Origin of the sequence: Hymenobacter cellulosivorans (assembly GCF_022919135.1) — a bacterium.
Lineage (GTDB): Bacteria > Bacteroidota > Bacteroidia > Cytophagales > Hymenobacteraceae > Hymenobacter > Hymenobacter cellulosivorans.
In genome coordinates this window covers 4393793-4411745 of record NZ_CP095049.1, presented here as the reverse complement: position 1 = coordinate 4411745, position 17953 = coordinate 4393793, and the positions used below count along the sequence as shown (strand labels likewise).

16 protein-coding genes are annotated in these 17953 nt (G+C 60.7%); 10 read left to right on the top strand and 6 right to left on the bottom strand.

The features are described 5' to 3' along the window. Positions 1-93: 93 nt before the first annotated feature. Positions 94-1071, bottom strand: coding sequence for a tryptophan 2,3-dioxygenase family protein (locus tag MUN80_RS18685; protein WP_244715142.1), 978 nt, complete (start codon positions 1069-1071; stop codon positions 94-96). A 216-nt stretch (positions 1072-1287) separates the two neighbouring features. On the opposite strand from MUN80_RS18685, the gene sdaAB reads away from it, so the two are divergent. The 7 genes from sdaAB (at position 1288) to MUN80_RS18650 (ending at position 8024) form a co-directional block, all read left to right on the top strand. After that, positions 1288-1968 (top strand): L-serine ammonia-lyase, iron-sulfur-dependent subunit beta, encoded by a 681-nt coding sequence (gene sdaAB / locus MUN80_RS18680; protein WP_244715140.1) that lies wholly within the window; start codon positions 1288-1290, stop codon positions 1966-1968. A 39-nt stretch (positions 1969-2007) separates the two neighbouring features. Next, positions 2008-3540, top strand: coding sequence for a TolC family protein (locus tag MUN80_RS18675; RefSeq protein WP_244715138.1), 1533 nt, complete (start codon positions 2008-2010; stop codon positions 3538-3540). A 126-nt stretch (positions 3541-3666) separates the two neighbouring features. Then, positions 3667-5052: an efflux RND transporter periplasmic adaptor subunit gene (locus tag MUN80_RS18670; RefSeq protein ID WP_244715136.1), complete on the top strand. Its 1386-nt coding sequence runs from the start codon at positions 3667-3669 to the stop codon at positions 5050-5052. Positions 5053-5204: 152 nt separating this feature from the next. Beyond that, positions 5205-6194: an NAD(P)H-dependent glycerol-3-phosphate dehydrogenase gene (locus tag MUN80_RS18665; protein ID WP_244715134.1), complete on the top strand. Its 990-nt coding sequence runs from the start codon at positions 5205-5207 to the stop codon at positions 6192-6194. After that, positions 6195-6707: a hypothetical protein gene (locus MUN80_RS18660; RefSeq protein WP_244715132.1), complete on the top strand. Its 513-nt coding sequence runs from the start codon at positions 6195-6197 to the stop codon at positions 6705-6707. Between the two features lie 491 nt (positions 6708-7198). Beyond that, positions 7199-7594 carry a DUF4259 domain-containing protein gene (locus MUN80_RS18655; RefSeq protein WP_244715130.1) on the top strand — a complete coding sequence of 132 codons (396 nt, stop codon included), beginning with the start codon at positions 7199-7201 and terminating at the stop codon, positions 7592-7594. A 1-nt stretch (position 7595) separates the two neighbouring features. Continuing rightward, positions 7596-8024, top strand: a complete 429-nt coding sequence (locus MUN80_RS18650; RefSeq protein WP_244715128.1) for an EamA family transporter — start codon at positions 7596-7598, stop codon at positions 8022-8024. On the opposite strand, the gene MUN80_RS18645 is transcribed toward MUN80_RS18650, so the two are convergent. Then, complete coding sequence (locus MUN80_RS18645) at positions 8021-8464, bottom strand: hypothetical protein (RefSeq protein ID WP_244715126.1); 444 nt, start codon at positions 8462-8464, stop codon at positions 8021-8023. The two genes, MUN80_RS18650 and MUN80_RS18645, sit on opposite strands and share 4 nt — an antisense overlap. 299 nt (positions 8465-8763) lie before the next feature. Here MUN80_RS18645 and MUN80_RS18640 point away from each other — a divergent pair, with 299 nt between their 5' ends. Continuing rightward, on the top strand, positions 8764-9918 hold the full coding sequence (locus MUN80_RS18640; protein WP_244715124.1) for an MFS transporter: 1155 nt from the start codon (positions 8764-8766) through the stop codon (positions 9916-9918). Positions 9919-10189: 271 nt separating this feature from the next. Next, the gene (locus tag MUN80_RS18635; protein WP_244715122.1) at positions 10190-11884 is read left to right on the top strand and encodes a catalase; all 1695 of its coding nucleotides are present in this window, start codon (positions 10190-10192) and stop codon (positions 11882-11884) included. An 85-nt stretch (positions 11885-11969) separates the two neighbouring features. Here MUN80_RS18635 and MUN80_RS18630 read toward each other — a convergent pair whose 3' ends face one another. Beyond that, positions 11970-13442 (bottom strand): hypothetical protein, encoded by a 1473-nt coding sequence (locus MUN80_RS18630; protein WP_244715120.1) that lies wholly within the window; start codon positions 13440-13442, stop codon positions 11970-11972. A 231-nt stretch (positions 13443-13673) separates the two neighbouring features. On the opposite strand from MUN80_RS18630, the gene MUN80_RS18625 reads away from it, so the two are divergent. Continuing rightward, on the top strand, positions 13674-14861 hold the full coding sequence (locus MUN80_RS18625) for a glycoside hydrolase family 88 protein (RefSeq protein WP_311136246.1): 1188 nt from the start codon (positions 13674-13676) through the stop codon (positions 14859-14861). 137 nt (positions 14862-14998) lie between these two features. On the opposite strand, the gene MUN80_RS18620 is transcribed toward MUN80_RS18625, so the two are convergent. From MUN80_RS18620 to pdxH, 3 genes are all read right to left on the bottom strand, one after another. Then, complete coding sequence (locus MUN80_RS18620; protein WP_244715118.1) at positions 14999-15607, bottom strand: Maf family nucleotide pyrophosphatase; 609 nt, start codon at positions 15605-15607, stop codon at positions 14999-15001. Next, on the bottom strand, positions 15564-16895 hold the full coding sequence (locus MUN80_RS18615) for a DUF1015 domain-containing protein (protein WP_244715116.1): 1332 nt from the start codon (positions 16893-16895) through the stop codon (positions 15564-15566). Before MUN80_RS18615 ends, MUN80_RS18620 begins: the two co-directional genes overlap by 44 nt. A 119-nt stretch (positions 16896-17014) precedes the next feature. Further along, on the bottom strand, positions 17015-17665 hold the full coding sequence (gene pdxH / locus MUN80_RS18610) for a pyridoxamine 5'-phosphate oxidase (protein WP_244715114.1): 651 nt from the start codon (positions 17663-17665) through the stop codon (positions 17015-17017). Between the last annotated feature and the right edge of the window lie 288 nt (positions 17666-17953).

Genomic DNA, 17953 nt, shown 5'->3' with positions numbered 1-17953 from the left:
AAAGAAAATACCCCCAAGTGCCCGGCAGAAAGAGGTTCATTGATAACGTCTTTCTGCCGGGCACTTGGGGGTAGGGGTCTGGCTTGCTTAGCTTCAGCTTCGAGCTTCTTCCAGAATACTTTCCACCCAGTTTTTGCCCCAGTCTTCTAATTCCTGACTGGTCCAGAGCTGGGGGTAGAAGATGCGCTTCTGAAACTTGGGAGGCAGGTATTTCTTCCAGTTGGTGCCGCCCGTCGCCGCTAGGGCCGTGGGGTCGCGCTCCAGGTAACGCACTGCCGACTTAAAGTGCATCAGCGGCCAGTTGATGTTCACGTTGGTATCGAGCAGCTTGAGCTGGCGCAGCAGGCGCGGGTGCTGGCGGTCTTCCTCGGGCAAGCGCTGCACCACGGTCCACACGTTGCGGTCCTGGTATTCGGCCGCGTGCTGGCTGAGTTGCTTGGTATACTTCTCCTCGAACTGAATCAGGGTCAGGGCTTTGGCGCCGGTTTCCTCGACGGTGGCCCCGGCTTTCCAGTAGATGCAGCCCATGAGCTCGTCGTGGGCGGCGGCTTCGCCCAGCAGGCGGCGCTTTTCCTTGTTGAGCAGGTTGTCGAGGGCCGTGGAGGCAATTTCAATCATGCGGTACTGCACACTCTGAAAGCCCGAGGCGGGCATCAGGGCCATGCGAAACTGCAAAAACTGGTTTTTGTCCATGCCGTCGACCATCACGTCGAACGAGTCAATCAGGTTCTCGAAGTAGCGGTTGATGCGGCCCAGGCGCAGGACCAGTTCGCCCACGGTCGGCTCCTGGAGCTGTCCGATTTGCTCGTACTCGCAGAGGCAGAGCTTGAAGTAGAGCTCCGTAATCTGGTGGTACATAATGAAAATCCGCTCGTCGGGAATCTGGGTGAGCGGGCGCTGCAAGGAGAGCAGCGTGTCCAGCTCGATATAGTCCCAGTAGTTGACGTAGTCAGCGTAGTACAGGCCCTCGAGGTAGCCTGCCAGATCCTGACCGTCGGCGGCGTACTTCTGCTGCAGGCGGCGCAGCTGTTCGAGCACGGCGGGCGAGAATTCGTCCTGTGGCAAAGACATTGAATTGGGGTGGTTGGAAGCGGGAGAAAAGTAACCGTCTGGGTGGGAACGGCGGCACAAGGAACAAAAAAGCCACCGAATCTGCCAGCCGCAGGCAACCCTTGGCCCCGGGTTGCCATCTGCTAGGAAGCCGGCGTTTGGCCCGGGGCGGGCTCCTACGTAAACCCGACGATTTTGGTTGGTTTCCCGGGCAAATCCCCTACTTTTAGCCCACTTATGGCCGAAAAGAGCAGCATTTTTGATATGATCGGGCCCGTGATGATCGGGCCCAGCAGTTCGCACACGGCAGGCGTGGTCCGGATTGCCGGCGCCGCCATCCGCATTCTGGGCTCTTTGCCCACGCATGCCACCATCACCTTTTATAATTCCTTTGCCCGCACCTACGAGGGCCACGGCTCCGACCGCGCCATCGTGGCTGGCCTGCTGGGCATGGCCACAGACGATAAGCGTATCCGCGAAGCCTTCGAGCATGCCCGCGAAGCTGGTCTGCAATACACGTTTCAGAGCGTGGGCAACGCTTCTACGATGCACCCCAATACCATCCGCCTGCAATTGCGCGACGAGCGCACGGGCCACAGCGTGGAGGTGATAGGCCAGAGCCGGGGTGGGGGCGTCATTCGCATCGTGGAGGTCGACGGGTTTCCGTCTGATTTCTCGGCTTCTCTGCACACGCTCATCGTCGACGCCGATGACCGGACTGGCTCCATTGCCTTCATTGCCTCCGTCATTGCCCACGACGACTGCAACATTGCCACCATGTTTGTGAGCCGCAAAGGCAAAAACGACGCGGCCCGGCAGTTTATCGAAATGGACTCGGGTATCAAGGAAATAACCCTCGAATACCTGCGCCAGCTCAGTTGGGTGCACCGAGTAACGTATATTCCTAATATTGAATAATTACCTTTGCCGCGCCGGCTCCTGCCAGCTCCTTCTCCTATGAAAACACTTCGTACTCCGTTTCTGCACCAGTTAGCTACGGCAGGCGTCGGGGCGCTGCTGAGTGCCGTGAGCCTGCCCGCCGCGGCCCAAACGACCTCGCCCACGCAGCCCCCGGCGGCGGCCCTGGCCACGCCGGCACCCAGCGGCCCTTACAGCCTGCAGCGGGCCGTGGATGTGGCCCTGCAAAACAACTTGACGGTGCGGCAGACCCAGCTGTCGGCCGAACTGAGTGAGGCCGCGCTGCGTCAGAGCCGGGCCGCCATGCTGCCCACGGCCAACGCCTCGGCCTCCCAGAGCTGGAACTACGGTACCAACGTGGACCCGCTGACCTTCCAGTTTCAGAATCAGACCACCCGGGCCAACAACTTCTCGGCCACGGCCGGCCTGAACCTGTTTTCGGGCTTCCAGGTGCGCAACACCATTAAACGCAACCAGCTCGACTACCAGGCCGGGCTAAGCGACATTGAAACCTCGCGCAACGACATTGCCCTGAACGTGGCCTCGTCGTTTCTGCAGCTGGTGCTGGCCCAGGAGCTGGTGCGGGCCAACGAGGCACGCGTGAATACCAGTCAGCAGCAGGTGGCCCGGGCCCAGAAGCTGCTCCGAGCCGGCAGCGTGGCCGAAAGCAACGTGCTCGACAGCCAGGCCCAGCTGGCCTCCGATGAGCTCAACGTTATTACGGCCCAGAACCAGGTGGCCTTTTACCGCTTGCAACTGGCCCAGCTCCTGAATTTGCCCTCGGCCAACGGATTCGAAATTGAGGTGCCCACCCTGGCCGACCCCGACGACGAAGCCCAGCTGTTGAATAACCCCGATGGCACTTACCAAACGGCCGTGAGCCTGCGGCCAGAAATAAAAGCCGCCGACCTGCGGGTGGAAAGCGCTATGCGAGGCGTCGAAATTTCCCGCGGAGCCTACTACCCGCGCTTGTCTTTCGGGGCCAGCATCTTCTCGGGCTACTCCTCGGCCCGCATCGGGCGCAAGCTCACCGGCGACTCGACCATCGTGCCCTCGGGCTTTATCTACCAGCTCACGCCGACTGGTCCGAAGGCAATGCCGGGCGTATTTGCCGGGATTCTGCAGCCCCGCTTCGAGACCCTGCCCGAAGGCTTTAGCTCGCAGGTGAAAAACAACCTGGGCAAGCAGCTCAACTTCAACCTTTCGATTCCGATTCTCAACGGCTTTCAGGCGCGGACCAACGTGCAGCGCTCCGTCATCGGGGTGAAGCAGGCTGAGCTGCGTGCCGAGCAGGCCCGCCTGACGCTGCGCCAGAATATCCAGCAGGCCTACGCCGACGCTATTGCCGCTCAGCGCCGCTACTCGGCCGCCAAGCGCCAGACCGAAGCCCTGAGCACGGCCTACCGCAACGCCGAAATTCGCTTCAACAACGGCCTGCTCAACGGCACCGACTTTAACATTGCCAAAAACAACCTCTACGGCGCCGAATCGAGCATGATTCAGGCCAAGTACGAGTTCATCTTCCGCCGCAAGGTGCTGGATTTCTACGAAGGCCGTGCCATCAGTCTGTAAGACCTTTTTCGCGTGAGAGAAGCCAGTAGCCGGGATATTTAAGCCGGGCCACTGGCTTCTTCCTTTTTTTGCCCCAACTTTCCGCCGTTTCGCTCAACTTACCCTCGATTCGCCATTCTATCGAACATGAAAAACAACCGCTTACTGTACATCTTACTGGCTGTCATCTTGGTGATGATTGGCGGCTTTGTGGTCGCGAAAAAGAAGGGCTGGGTCGGGCAGCCAGCCGGCATGGAGGTGATGACGGCCAAGGCTGCGCCCCAGACCATCGTGGAGAAGGTGAGTGCCTCGGGCAAGATTCAACCCGAGACCGAAGTGAAAATCTCGCCCGACGTCTCCGGCGAAATCATTGAGCTGTATGTAGCCGAGGGCGACTCAGTAAAAAAAGGCCAGTTGTTGCTGCGCATCCGCCCCGATAACTACCAGGCCAACGTGAATATGCAGTCGGCTACGGTGAACACCCAGCGCGCCAACGTGGGCCAAACCCAGGCCCGCTTGCAGCAGCTTATTGCTTCGGCCAAGCAAACCGAGCTGACCTACCGCCGCAACGCCTCGCTGTATAAGCAAAAGGTGATTTCGCAGGCTGATTTCGAAGCCAGCAAAGCTGCCTACGATGCCTCGCAGGAGGAAATAAACTCGGCTCGCCAGAGCATCCGGGCGGCCCAGAGCAACGTAGCCAGCGCCCAGGCCGGCCTGGAAGAAGCCCGCAAGAACTTGAATAAAACCACGATTTACGCCCCGGTAAGCGGCACGGTGAGCAAGCTCAACGTGGAGAAAGGCGAGCGGGTAGTGGGCACGACCCAGATGGCCGGTACCGAAATCATGCGTATCGCCAACCTCAACTCGATGGAAGTGCGGGTGAACGTGAATGAAAACGACATCATCAACGTGCACCTCGGCGACTCGGCCGACGTGGAAGTGGACAGCTACGCCAGCAAGGACGAGAAATTCCGGGGCATCGTGACCAGCATTGCCAACACGGCCAAGGACGCGCTGACAGCCGAAGCCGTAACCGAGTTCGAAGTGCGCATCCGCCTCTTGCCTGACTCGTACCGCCACTTGGTGCGCACGGTGCAGGGCCGCACGGTAGTGCCCTTCCGCCCCGGTATGACGGCCTCCGTGGACGTCATCACCGACCGGAAAAGCAACGTGTTGAGCGTGCCCCTGGCTGCCGTCACGACGCGCTCCGACAGCACCCTGGCCTCGACGGCCAAGCCTGACGAAAAAGGGGCGGCCATTCCGGTGAGCAACAAAACAGCGCCCAAGACTGAAATTCAGGAAGTAGTATTCGTGGTGCGCAACGGTAAATCGGTGCTGACGCCCGTGAAGACCGGCATCAGTGACTTTGCCAATATCGAAATCCGCAGCGGCCTGCAGGCCGGCGACGAGGTGGTGAGTGGGCCGTTCCGGGCCGTGGCCAAAACCCTGAAGGATGGGGCTCAAGTGGTAGTGAAAGACGCCAAAACCATCAATAAGGCCGCCCTGAAGGAGGAGCCCGAGGGCGACAAGTAAGCCGCCGCCGGCCCCAAAGGCTAACGGGTGCATGCCAAACGCTAACAAACGCATTTTCGGCTAGTTGAGAGGCCGGGAGCAGGTAGTGCTTCCGGCCTCTCATTTTTTTTGCCTAAACTCGGCTCCCTGACCTTCAAAATTCCCAATCCCCAGTGGATAAAATAGCCATGATTGGCGGTGGCTCCTGGGCTACCGCGCTTACCAAAATCCTGTCGGAAAATGGTGCCCACGTGGGCTGGTGGATGCGCAGCAAAGACGACGTGCAGCACCTCTTGCGCACCCGCCACAACCCGCGCTACCTGTCCTCGGTAGCCTTCGACCTGAGCCGCGTATTTCCCTCCACCGAACTCAAGGAAACCGTAGAGGAGGCCGATTGGCTGGTGCTGGCCGTGCCCGCGGCTTTCGTGCAAAGCTCTTTGGATAAGCTCGACCGGGACTTACTGAAGAATAAGCGCGTCATTTCGGCCATCAAGGGCATGGTGCCCAGCAAGAACGTGCTGGTAACCGACTACGTGGCCGAGCGGTTTCGCCTCTCGCACGAGCGGATTGGCGTCGTGGCCGGGCCCTGCCACGCCGAGGAAGTGGCCCTGGAAAAGCAGAGCTACCTCACTATTGGCTCGCCTAGCCTGGCCCTGGCCGACGACTTTTGCCACCTGCTGCGCAACCGCTACGTGAAGGCTCACCCCATGGAGGACCTCGACGGCATCGAGTACTTTGCCGTGATGAAAAACATCATTGCCCTAACCTGCGGCATTGCCCACGGCCTGGGCTACGGCGACAATTTTCAGGCGGTGCTGGTCAGCAATGCGGTGCAGGAAATGCGCCGCTTCGTGCACGCCATGAACCCCCAACCCCGGGACTTGTCGGCCTCGGCCTACCTGGGCGACTTGCTGGTGACGGCCTACTCGCAGTTTTCGCGCAACCGCACCTTCGGCAACATGATTGGGCGGGGCTATTCGGTCAAGTCGGCGCAGATGGAGATGAATATGGTGGCCGAGGGCTACTACGCCGTCAAGAGCATCCATGAGCTCAACAAGAAGCTGGGCGTGCACATGCCCATCACCTCGGCGGCCTACCACGTGCTCTACGAGAAGATTTCCCCGGCCGTGGAGTTGGAGATTCTCAAGGAGAAGTTTCGGTAGATGAGCCGGAGCCGAACCTTACTGCTGCTGGCTACGGGCGCGGCAGCAGCATCCGTGGCCTGTATTGCAGCTTGCCATTGGCTGCTGCCCAAGCCGCCGTGGCTCTACGACCAAGTAGGTGGCTGGACGATTTATCCCCCACTAGGAGGCCCCCCACAGGCTATTCCGGCGAGGGTGGGTCCTACGCTGCTGGAATACTATAGCTATTTAGGTCTACTGGCCGGCGCTAGTGGGGCGGCGGGAGCAGCGTTGCTGTTCTGGCTGCCGGGACTGATAGGAGCCGCAAGAAATACGCAAGAGAGCCCGCAGAGCATTGGCCTAAAAATGCTGCCGGTACTACTGCTCGTTCCCTGCGCCATTCACCTGCTGGGCATGATTGCGTTAGTCCGGCGGGATGAGGCCCGGCAAGAGGAGGGAGTCTATAGCTCCCCGGCAGATTATGAGCAGACTATACGCTATGATACCTCCGGCTATGCCGTGCCAGTGGATTCCTTGTCGGATCCTGGGGATTAGCTCGCCTTTGCCTAAACATTAGGGCAGGGACGCTGGCGGCCACGCATGATGAAAATAGGCGTACTCCTTGTTTTGCAGATCATGAAGCTCGGTTCGGTGCCGGAAACCATGCTCGGCTAAGGCCAGCGAAGCATTTTGGCAGACGCGGAGTAGCTGTTGCGACGTTTCGGAATCGCCGCTGAGCAGGATATCAGAATCGGTCTTTTCACAGATGAGTCGGGCATCAGCATCTTTGCTTAGCCATAAGTAGTGACCATCCTGGTAACGACTTGAGTCGCGAATCTGGCTCCCGGCAAAAGCGGCTGCATTCTTTTCAGGCTCAGGGGCGTGGCAATCTGTCCATACGCTACTAGCATTCCTGCGGGTCGTCGGGCTGCATAGTGTCGGTACTACTGCTAGAGTGTAGGGTACTGCGGGCAAATTATGCACTCTACGACGCCTCTTTTTCTTTTTTTTCGTATTCAAGCACTCCTAAAACCAACACACCACCTATGGGCGCCTGGGGCTACTACAATTTCGACAACGACGACGCGGCCGACTTCGCCGGTGATTTTCGCGACAACCACACCGAGGCCATGCTGTATGAGGCCTTGGCTACGGCGGCCGAGGAGGAAGACTATCTGGAAATCGATGCGGCCGGGCAGGCCCTGGCGGCGGCCGAAATCGTGGCCGCCATTCTAGGCAAGCCATCCAAAGACTTTCCTGCCGACCTGATTCCGGTAATCGTCAAGCTGGACGCCTCCGAAAGTGAGGACCTGCGCGACCTGGCCACCGAAGCTGTCGAAGCCGTGCTGAAGAAATCGGAAATGCAGGAGTCGTGGGCCGAATCGGAGGACTATGCCAATTGGCAAAAGCTGCAGCAGGAGCTGCTGGAGCGCCTCAAGTAGCATGCCCTGGTTGGCTCTGGCGCTGCTGACGGCTTTTTGCTTGGCGCTTTACAATTTCTTTATCAAACTGGCCGCCGACCATGTGCCCGCGGCCGTGGGCGCCGTGGTGCTACAGCTCGTGGCCGCCTCTCTGGGCGCCGTGTGGCTGCTGCGGCTTAAGCTGCAGGGCCAGCCGCTGCCCATTACCGGTAAAGGTCTGCTGCTGGCCACGCTGGCCGGGCTGGGTGTAGGGCTAGCCGAAATTCTGACGTTCGTGGTCTTCAGCCGTGGCGTGCCTTCCTCGGTCGGTACGCCGGTCATTGTGGGGGGCTCGGTGCTGCTCACCGCCCTGCTGGGCCTGGTGGTGCTACGGGAAGCCCTGTCCTTATCCCAGGCGCTGGGCCTGGTCAGCATTGTAGTTGGCATTGCCCTGCTAGCCCGCGGGCACTAGGCCTTTTGGCCTTTCTTCTGGCTGTGCTGCTGCTGGCTGAGCTTCTGCATGCTCTTGTGCAAGGCCGCGCACAAATGACTATGATGACAGGCCAGGTAAGTACCCAGCAACGAACCGTGGTACAGAAAAATCTTGGTGTCGGGGTACCAGGGCTGCGTGTCCTGGGGCGGACAAAACACGTTGATCAGCAACTGGTGGTTGCCCTTGAAGCTCAAGCTGAGTGTGGCGGCGTGGTGTTCTTTATCCTGCCAGCCACGTACCTTCTTCGGGTGAAAAGCCAGTAGCAGCGGCAGGCATTCCTGCATCTGGCCCTGAGTGATTTCCACGCACGTTTCGGATAAGGTACCGACCAGCAGGAGCTGTTTTTGCAATTCCTGCTGGATCTTCTGACTAAGGCGGTCGTGTTTCTTATGCTTCCTGAACAGTAGCAATTTTTTCATCTAGGGCGCTGACTCAGTCGTGGGCGGAAAACTCCTGTACAGAGGAGGTGGCCGTACAAAGGCTGGCCACCCCGAATTTGTTCCACGTCTCGAAACTATTTAGCGCGATTGTTGTGAAGCCCGCGCTCAAACCAAGACGGCGAGCCACTTTTTCCGGCTTCGCGAATAGCCCACAACGGAGGCTGGGAGAAGGCGAAAGAGCTGTTGCTGCGGTATGGTTTGGTGCGGTAATGTTCTCGGTGGTCAGGCGCAGTAGAACTGTAGGTGATGTTGAGTAGTAGATTTTAAACCAAAGCTTTATGCTTTCTTTGCTTTCCCCGGGTAAGGTTTCTCATAAGGCCCATCGGGTGGCCGTCAGTACGCTGTTTTTCTTGCAGGGCCTGTGCTTCGCCAGCTGGGCGTCCCGCATTCCAAACATTCAGCAGACAATGGGCCTCTCGGAAGCCGAGTTGGGCGTGGTGCTCATTACCCTGCCCGTAGGCCTGATGCTGTCCTTGCCGTTGGCGGGGTGGCTGGTAGCCACGCAGGGCAGCCGCAAAATGGCCCTGGTCGGGGCCGTGCTCTACAGCAGCACCCTGGTCAGCATTGGCTGGGCTCAGAATTTGTACCAGCTCGTGGGCTGCCTGTTTCTCTACGGGGTGACCAGCAACCTGACCAATATAGCCGTCAACACCCAGGCCGTGGGGGTGGAGGCCTTGTATCAGCGCCCGATTATGGCTGCTTTTCACGGCCTGTGGAGTCTGGCCGGGTTTACCGGGGCGGCCATTGGCAACCTGATGAATGCCCGCGGCATTGATCCGCTCGGGCACTTCGCCGTTATCTGGGGCGCTATTCTGCTGGGGCTGGTGGCCTGCTGGCCCTACACCCTGCGCGAAGAACGGGGCGGGGAAGCCAATCAGCCCATCTTTGCCCGCCCCGATAAAGCCCTGCTCGGTCTGGGCCTGATTGCCTTCTGCTCCATGATTTGTGAGGGCGCCATGTTCGACTGGAGCGGGATTTACTTTCGCAAGGTGGTGCAGGCCGAAAAAGCCTGGGTGGGCGTGGGCTACACGGCCTTTATGAGCACCATGGCCGGGGGGCGCTTCGTGGCCGACTGGTTTGCCCACCGGTACGGCGTGCGGGCGGTTCTGCAGGCCAGTGGGCTGCTCACGGCGGCGGGGCTGCTGCTGGCGGTGGCGCTGCCGAGCTTGCCCACGGCTGTGCTCGGCTTTTTGCTGGTCGGGTTCGGCGTGTCGTCGGTAGTGCCGCTGGTATATAGCGCGGCGGGCAAGGCCTCCACGATGTCGCCGGGTGTGGCACTGGCGGCTGTGTCCACGGTTGGCTTCCTGGGCTTTCTGATTGGGCCGCCGCTGATTGGGCTGGTAGCCGGAGCTTCCAGCCTGCGGATTTCCTTCTCGATTATTGCCGTTATGGGCTTTTGCATTACCCTGGTGGCTAGCCGGGCCAAAGTGTAAGATTTGGGGGTGCCGAAGCAAGCCAGGTGTTCCAGGTGTTTAGAGCTTCAACAGGACCTGCTGCTGAAGCTGGCTATAGTAATGCTTCGTTTCAAGCTAGTTAGGCTCTGTCGCTTCGGATAAGACTTGAAGGGCTACAGCTCTGGTGCGTAAACCAGCCGTAGCTTAAGCTAACTAGTTCTTAGAAAAGAGCAAAGATGTTTGAATTAGTTATAAAACATTCTCGGCCTTTTTTGGTATTTTACTACTTCCAATCCATCCCAAAATACCAATGGCACAGAACGAAGAACAGAACCAGAACGGCTCGACTGGCTCCAATGGCCACGATGTATCCGGCGACGGCACGGGCACGGCGGTTACGGGCGCCGGCACTTCCCACGATTCGCGCACGGCCGACGGGGAAAATGCCCAGACCCTGACCACCCGCCAGGGCCACCCGCTGACCAACAACCAGAACATCCGCACCATCGGCAACCGGGGCGCGGCCACGCTGGAAAACTACGCCTTCATCGAAAAAATCAGCCACTTCGACCGGGAGCGTATTCCCGAGCGGGTGGTGCACGCCCGCGGCGCCGGGGCCCACGGCGTATTCGAAGCTTATGGCACGGTTGGTGGCGAGCCTATTGCCAAGTACACCCGCGCCAAGCTGTTCCAGGAAAAAGGTAAGCAGACGCCCGTTTTTGTGCGCTTCAGTACAGTAGGCCACGGTGGCCACTCGCCCGAAACCCTGCGCGACCCGCGCGGCTTTGCGGTGAAGTTCTACACCGAAGACGGCAACTGGGACTTGGTGGGCAACAACCTGAAGGTGTTCTTCATCCGCGACGCCATGAAGTTCCCGGATCTGATTCACTCTCAGAAGCCCGACCCGGTGCACAACCGCCAAACCGGGGAGCGGATTTTCGACTTTATCAGCAACACCCCGGAAGCCATGCACATGGTGGCGTTCCTGTTTTCGCCCTGGGGCATTCCGGCCAACTACCGGCAAATGCAGGGCTCGGGCGTGAATACCTACAAGTGGGTGAATGCCCAAGGCGAGGCCGTGCTGGTGAAATACCACTGGGAGCCGCTGCAGGGCATCAAAAACCTGACGGCTCAGGAAGCGGAGGCTATTCAGGCCAAAAACTTCAACCACGCCACCCAGGACCTGTTCGAGCACATTGCCAAGGGTGACTTCCCGCAGTGGGAGCTCTGCGTGCAGATCATGAGCGACGATGAGCACCCTGAGCTGGACTTCGACCCGCTCGACGACACCAAGATCTGGCCCGAGGACCAGTTCCCCTTCCTGCCCGTGGGCAAAATGACGCTGAACCGTAACCCCGAAAACTACTTCGCCGAAGTAGAGCAGTCGGCTTTCGGTACCGGAGTGCTGGTCGATGGCCTTGACTTCTCCGACGACAAGATGCTGCAGGGGCGGACCTTCTCGTACTCGGATACCCAGCGCTACCGTGTGGGTACCAACTACTTGCAGCTGCCCATCAACGCGCCCAAAAAGCATGTGGCCACCAACCAGCGCGACGGCCAGATGGCCTACCACGTCGATTCGGCTCCTGACCAGAACCTGCACATCAACTACGAGCCCAGTTCGCTCAACGGCCTGAAGGAAGCGCCCCGCAGCGCCCCCGACCACATGCCCGAGTATAAGGGCCGCTTGATGAAGCAAACCATTGACCGCCAAAACAACTTCAAGCAGGCCGGGGAGCGGTACCGTCTGCACGAGGACTGGGAGCGTGATGACCTCATCAACAACATGGTGGGCGCTTTGACCAATGCTGACCGCCGCGTGAGCGACAAAATGGTGGAGCTTTGCACCAACTGCGACCCAGACTGGGGCCGGCGCCTGGCCGAAGGCCTGGAGCAAGCCCGCAGCGGCAAAACCGCCGAGGGTGGCAACCAGTACAACGAAGCCCGTGGCTCGGAAGCCGTGGCCCAAGCCGAAGCTACGGCCCACGACGCTAAGCCATACTAGTAGATACTGGAAGTATGCCAACAAAAAGGCCTCTGGAGCACTCCAGAGGCCTTTTTGTTTTGTAATATGGCTGCTACTAAGCCCCCTAGTTGCCTTCCTGGTACGTATCATCCAGTTCTGGCTCAGCAACCTCCGGCATTACCTCCGAGGAATCGGCGGGTGGCGTGGGCACGACAGTAGAGTCCTGAATGACGGGCTCCTCACTCTGGTACAGGAACTCGTCGGTAGAATCTATGCTTGGGGCCGCAGCCGGAGCGGGTTGTTCCTGCGCCTGCTGGGGGCGTGGCCGGGATACAGTGGTTTTGGGCTTTGGAGCGGAAATAAGCTTGCCGGCCAAGTGTATAGCACCCCACACGCCCCAGCCTAAACCACCCGCTACGGCTGCCACCACGGCTACCCGGTGCCAGCGCACCTGCCAGTCCGCCGCTGGGCGGGACGGGCCCGATACCCGGCGAGGTGGTCTCGCGGCCGCTGCAGGCGCTGGCGCAGTTGCCGATAGGGGAGCGGAGGCGGAAGGAGCCGTAGCAGCCGTAGCAGGGCGGGCTTGTAATTGTTGCAACGCCTGGCCAAGCTGCTCGATTCGGGCATCCAGCTGGCGGTTACGGGCAGCCAGCTCGGCCTGGGCTTGGCGCACGGCTTCGGCCAGGGCGGCTTTTTCCTGGGTTTCGGCAGCCAGCCGGGCTTGCAGCGCGGCCGTTTCGGGAGCCACCGCCGACGCCTGCCGCAGCTGGGCCTGGAGCTGGGCAATGGTCTGTTCCCGGGCAGCTTCGCGGGCCGCGGCGGCCTGGTTTTGCTCCTGCAGTTCGGCCCGCACCTGCTGGCGGATTTGCTCCAACCGCGCTTTTTCGTCCTGGCTGGCGGCCACCGCGTCCGGGGCCGGGTAGCCGTAGGGCTGGTCGTGGGGCACGTCTTCGGCCCCGAGCCAGCGCCAGAGCTGCCGCGCCTTGTGCTCCCAAAAGCCCACAGGGGCTACCAGCTCCGACACTTCTTCCGCCAGGTCTTCTTCCACGTCGCCGGCCAGCTCCTGAAACCAGCTCCGTAGCGCCGCTTCCGGCAAATTGATACCGGCGCGGGTCAGGTTCCAGAGCCGGCGCGGCAGGTGGGCGGGCTGGCGCAGCAGGTGCAAGTCGTCGGCCGTGGGTAAATGCCGCAGCTGGGGCTCCACGGAAGGGCCAAACTCTACGGTCGGACCGAACACGACGAGGCCCGTCACATCGTGGGCGGCAAGGGGAGCGGCGCTCAGGTCGGCGCTCAGCCAGGTGGCCAGCACTTGGCGCTGCAACTCGAAGGCCGCTACCGGATTATCCAGCGCCTGCCCGCCCAGTTGCCAGGCAGTTGGGGCAAGGTGCAACTGGCCCTGGCCGGGCACCAGGAGCAGGGCCGTGATGCTGTGAGGCCGGACGACGACGGCGTCGAAGGAAGCCTCGGCTACGGTGAAGTTCCCCAACAGTAGGGTAGGCGTGGGCGGAGTTTCGTCGGCTAACGCGGCCAGCAGGGCGTCGTACTGCGCCTGACGGGCGGCATCGGCAAAGGGCGCGAATAACAGGCTGTGGAGCATCAGGCAAAGAAAGCAGATTCCGTGGAGCCGGCCGTTGGGCACTGCCAAGCCCGGCGGCTGGTCCTTACGCAGGCGCGCCGGGCCCCGTTTGATTTCCGCTAACCCAAACCGTTGCTAAAACGCTTTAGGCCCGGGGCAGCTTTTAACCGGCTCTGGTGAGCAAGTATGCCCAGACTATCCTTACTTGCGTCCACTCTCCCCGAGTTTTTTCTATTTTTCAACTTCTAGCCCGTGAAACGTTTCGCTGTATTTGGGCCCGCTTTGGCGGCGGTGCTCACCCTGTTTATTTCCGTACCGGCCCCGGCGCAAAAGCGCAAAATCAACGTCCAGCAGGAGTTTGCCCGGGCCGGGGAGCAGCTGATACAGTTGCTGAAAACCCACCCCGACCGCACCAAATTCCCGTACTCGACCCGGCCCGACGGTTCGCTCAAGGACACCAAGTCGGAGTGGTGGACCAGCGGCTTTTTCGGCGGCACACTCTGGTACATGTACGAGTACACCAAGCAGCCCCAGTGGCAGCAAGCCGCCGACCAGTGGACCCAGGCCATGCAGCCGGAGCAGCACAATACCGGTACCCACGACCTGGGCTTTATGCTGTATTGCCCCTTCGGCAACGGCTACCGCCTCACCCAAAACCCGGCGTATAAGCCTGTCTTGCTCACCGGCGCCCAGTCGTTGGCCACGCGCTTCAACCCGCAGGTGGGCCTGATTAAGTCCTGGAACGACTTTGCCGGCTATAAGTACCCGGTCATCATCGACAACATGATGAACCTGGAACTGCTCTGCTGGGCGGCCCGCACCAGCGCCGACTCCACGCTGCGCCACCTGAGCATCACGCACGCCGACAACACGCTCAAAAACCACTTCCGGCCCGACGGCAGCACATTTCACGTGGTCTGCTACGATGATAAAGGGCAGGTATTAGCCCGCAAAACGGCCCAGGGCGCGGCCGACAACTCGGCCTGGGCGCGCGGGCAGGCCTGGGCCATTTATGGCTACACCATGCTCTACCGCGAAACCAAGCTGGACCGCTACCGCCAGCAGGCCCGTAAAACCGCCGACTTCTTCCTAAACCACCCCAACCTGCCGGCCGACAAGATTCCTTACTGGGATTTCAACGCCCCGGGCATTCCGAAAGAAGAGCGCGACGCCTCCGCGGCGGCCATTGTGGCCTCGGCTCTGCTCGAATTGCAACAATACAGCCCCGCTGCCGATGCCAAGCGTTACCGCCAGGCCGCCGAGCAGATGCTGGTGAGCCTGAGCAGCCCCGCCTACCGCGCCGCCTTGGGCGACAACCAGAATTTCCTGATTAAGCACTGCGTGGCCCACAAGCCGGCCAAGACCGAAGTCGACGCCCCGCTGGTGTACGCCGACTACTACTACCTGGAAGCCCTGCTGCGCTACGACCGGCTCAAGTAGCTCAGCAGCCGACGGCGTCCGGCCCGCCGTTATTATAATTCATAAAAAAAGCCCTTCAGCTATGTCTGAAGGGCTTTTTTATAACAATAAAATGAAGTTCGTCAAGCCAACAGACCAGAGACGGAACATTACTTTTACTACGCCGAAGTAAGCAGGCCGCTGACGCCGAGCTTTTCCAGTTCTTCCCAGACGCGGTGCACGGGCAGGCCCATGACGTTAAAATACGAGCCCTCGAGCTTGGTGACAGCCACCATACCAATCCAGTCCTGGGCACCGTAGGCTCCGGCTTTGTCCAGGGGCTTGTAACTGCGCACGTAGAACTCGATTTCGGTGGGCGTCAGGGAACGGAAGTACACCCGGGTTTGGTCCGAAAATACCACGCGGCGCCCGTCGCCACAGAGCAGGCACACGCCGGTGTATACGTCGTGGGCGCGGCCCTGCAAACGGGTGAGCATGGCTATGGCCTCGGCCTCATCGGCGGGCTTATTAAGCACGTCGTCGTCGAGGCAGACGATGGTATCGGCGGTGAGCACCACTTCGTTGGGGGCCAGGCCAGCGCGGTAGGCTTCGGCCTTGTGAGCCGCCAGAAACTCGGCTACTTCGGCCCGACGTAGGGTAGCAGGGAAGCTTTCGTCGACTTCCTGCAGGCGCACTTCGTACCGAAGGCCCAGATCGGTGAGCAGCTGGCGGCGGCGCGGGGAGTTAGAGGCCAGAATCAGGCGCAAGGTGGGGAGCGTAGAAGGCATGGTCGTGTTCGTCGTCGCGGATAGAGGTAAACAGGAATCCGCCGATGGTTTTAGGGTAGAAAAACGTCGATTTGGGGGGCATTACGGCCCCGGAGTGGCACACCCGCTCCACTTCTTCCATCGTCACCTCATTTACAATAAGGGCGGCGCGGGCTTCCTGCCGGTCGACGCGGGCTAGGCACTCGGAAAAGGTGCGCACGTAGGCCACACCGGACCAAGCGCGCTGGGCGTCGGGGCCCACGATGCCCAGGGCTTTTTCGAGCACGAAGAAGTGCAGCACCGTCAAATCCAGGTTTTTGACTTCGGGCGTGGTGTCCCAATCGAGCTGCTCGTGTACCTCCGGGCGCAGGCGCAGCTTGTAGGCCAGCCCATTCAGGTAAAGGCCAAAGGCCCACTGCTTGCCGGCAATGCGCTCGGGCAAGTCGTAGGCATCGTCCATGGACAGCAGGGAGAAGTAGGGCTCCAACTGGGCCAGAAACTCCGCGTCCGAAATGCCGCCGGGCAGTTCCAGCAGCAGGCGGTGGGTGGGCAGAATCCGCAGGTCGTCGGCTGCTGCGTTGGTCAAATACATCAAGTGGAAATTCCACGGCTCCTGGCCAGTAGAATTGGGTTCGGCCAGCATGCGGGCCTGGCGGTAGGCCAGGGAGCCTTCGTAGCGGTGGTGCCCATCGGCCAGAATAACCTCGCGCCGACTGAGCACCTGCTGGAACCGTCGAATCACCCGGGCGTCCTGAATCACGGCCAGCACGTCGCGGGCGCCCTGATAGTCTTCCTCGGTCTGGTAGAGCGGGTCCTGCATGGCCTCGTCGAGGTAGCGCTCCAGCTCAAAATCGTCGTCGCGGTAGAGGCCGTGGGTGGCGCTGCTCTGAAACTGGGTGCGGGCCAGCAGCTCAGCCCGGTCGTTGACGGCCGCGGGCAGGGTGTTTTCGTGGCGTAGCACCACGTTTTCGCTCCAGTCGTAGGCCCGGATGTGGCACATAAAGCCCTTACGGCAATACTCGCGGGAAGAGCCCGGCAGCCGGAAATACTGGTAGTACACGTAAATGCCCGGCAGCTCATCCTGGCGCAGCACGCCGGTTTGCTGCCACTCCAGCAGGCGCGCCAATGCGGCCCCCGCCGGGTCCTCGCCCCGGGGCACCGACAGATGGATGCTGTTCAGCTCATTACGGTACAGGGCCTCGCGCTGCTTCTGCGACACCACATCAAATAGCGGCGACACGTAGTCATCAATATGCGCGCTCAGCTCGGCAGTATAGCGCCAGCCGCGCACGGGTTGAATTTCAGCCAAAATCAGGTGGTGAAATAGTGAGGTGGTGAGATGGTGAAGTGGTAAACAGGTGAGTTTTTGTTTTCTTGGCGCAAGCCGCGCAGCTCGAGCATCAAACTCACCAGTTCACTATCTCACCCTTAAGGCGCCAGCCGGCTGCGGGTCCAGGATTCCCCTTGGCGCTCGTACACGATTCGGTCGTGGAGGCGGCTGGGGCGGCCCTGCCAGAACTCGATGCGGTGGGGCCGCACGATATAGCCGCCCCAGTGTGGGGGGCGGGGCAGCGGGTCCTGGCCGGTGAAGCGCTGCTCCACGGCCTTTTCCTGGGCTTCCAGCTCTTCCCGGCTTCCGATTTTCTGGCTCTGTGGCGAGGCCCAGGCCCCAATCTGGCTGCCGCGGGGCCGGCTCTGGAAGTAACTGTCTGACATGTGCTCCGGGGCTTTTTCTACCCGGCCTTCCACCCGCACCTGCCGCTCTAGGCCGGGCCAGAAGAAGGTTAGGGCTGCCAGGGGCTGCTCGGCCAGATCGTGGCCTTTGTGGCTGTCGTAGTTGGTGTAGAACAGAAAACCCGCGTCGTCGGGCAGGCCCTTGAGCAGCACCACCCGGGCCGAGGGCTGCCCCTGGCTGTTCACCGTCGAAACGGTCATGGCTGTGGGCTCATCGAGGTGGGCGCTCAGGGCTTCGTCGAGCCACTGCCGGAACTGGCGCACGGCGTCGGGCTGCACTTCGGCTTCCGACAGGGTGCGCTGGGAGTAAGTCTGGCGCAGGTCGGCTAGTTGTTGGTCGGTCATAGCAGGTAGGTCGGCGAAAAGCCAGGGGGCGGGCCCCGGCACCGGCTGGGCGAAGGTCGGAAGTTCGGTGGAAAAATGAGCGGGTCGCCGGAAGGTGAGCCGGCCGGAAAAGGCGGTGCCGGGTGGTAGCGTCCGGTTTCTGCCGAACTACCGGCCTGCCGACTAGCTTTTTACCGGAAAAAAGTTTCCTTTACAGTAGTTCAGCCAGCGGAAACCTGCCAGGCTCAGAAACCTGGAGCCGCTGGAAAAGTTACTAGCTGGAGCGTGTCGGCGCCAGAAAATGGCCAA

Excerpts from the sequence above, each read along its gene's own strand:
- MUN80_RS18685 (WP_244715142.1), bottom strand. The coding sequence starts at position 1,071 with ATGTCTTTGCCACAGGACGAATTCTCGCCCGCCGTGCTCGAACAGCTG.
- sdaAB (WP_244715140.1), top strand. The coding sequence starts at position 1,288 with ATGGCCGAAAAGAGCAGCATTTTTGATATGATCGGGCCCGTGATGATC.
- MUN80_RS18675 (WP_244715138.1), top strand. The coding sequence starts at position 2,008 with ATGAAAACACTTCGTACTCCGTTTCTGCACCAGTTAGCTACGGCAGGC.
- MUN80_RS18670 (WP_244715136.1), top strand. The coding sequence starts at position 3,667 with ATGAAAAACAACCGCTTACTGTACATCTTACTGGCTGTCATCTTGGTG.
- MUN80_RS18660 (WP_244715132.1), top strand. The coding sequence starts at position 6,195 with ATGAGCCGGAGCCGAACCTTACTGCTGCTGGCTACGGGCGCGGCAGCA.
- MUN80_RS18655 (WP_244715130.1), top strand. The coding sequence starts at position 7,199 with ATGGGCGCCTGGGGCTACTACAATTTCGACAACGACGACGCGGCCGAC.
- MUN80_RS18650 (WP_244715128.1), top strand. The coding sequence starts at position 7,596 with ATGCCCTGGTTGGCTCTGGCGCTGCTGACGGCTTTTTGCTTGGCGCTT.
- MUN80_RS18645 (WP_244715126.1), bottom strand. The coding sequence starts at position 8,464 with ATGAAAAAATTGCTACTGTTCAGGAAGCATAAGAAACACGACCGCCTT.
- MUN80_RS18640 (WP_244715124.1), top strand. The coding sequence starts at position 8,764 with ATGCTTTCTTTGCTTTCCCCGGGTAAGGTTTCTCATAAGGCCCATCGG.
- MUN80_RS18635 (WP_244715122.1), top strand. The coding sequence starts at position 10,190 with ATGGCACAGAACGAAGAACAGAACCAGAACGGCTCGACTGGCTCCAAT.
- MUN80_RS18630 (WP_244715120.1), bottom strand. The coding sequence starts at position 13,442 with ATGCTCCACAGCCTGTTATTCGCGCCCTTTGCCGATGCCGCCCGTCAG.
- MUN80_RS18620 (WP_244715118.1), bottom strand. The coding sequence starts at position 15,607 with ATGCCTTCTACGCTCCCCACCTTGCGCCTGATTCTGGCCTCTAACTCC.
- pdxH (WP_244715114.1), bottom strand. The coding sequence starts at position 17,665 with ATGACCGACCAACAACTAGCCGACCTGCGCCAGACTTACTCCCAGCGC.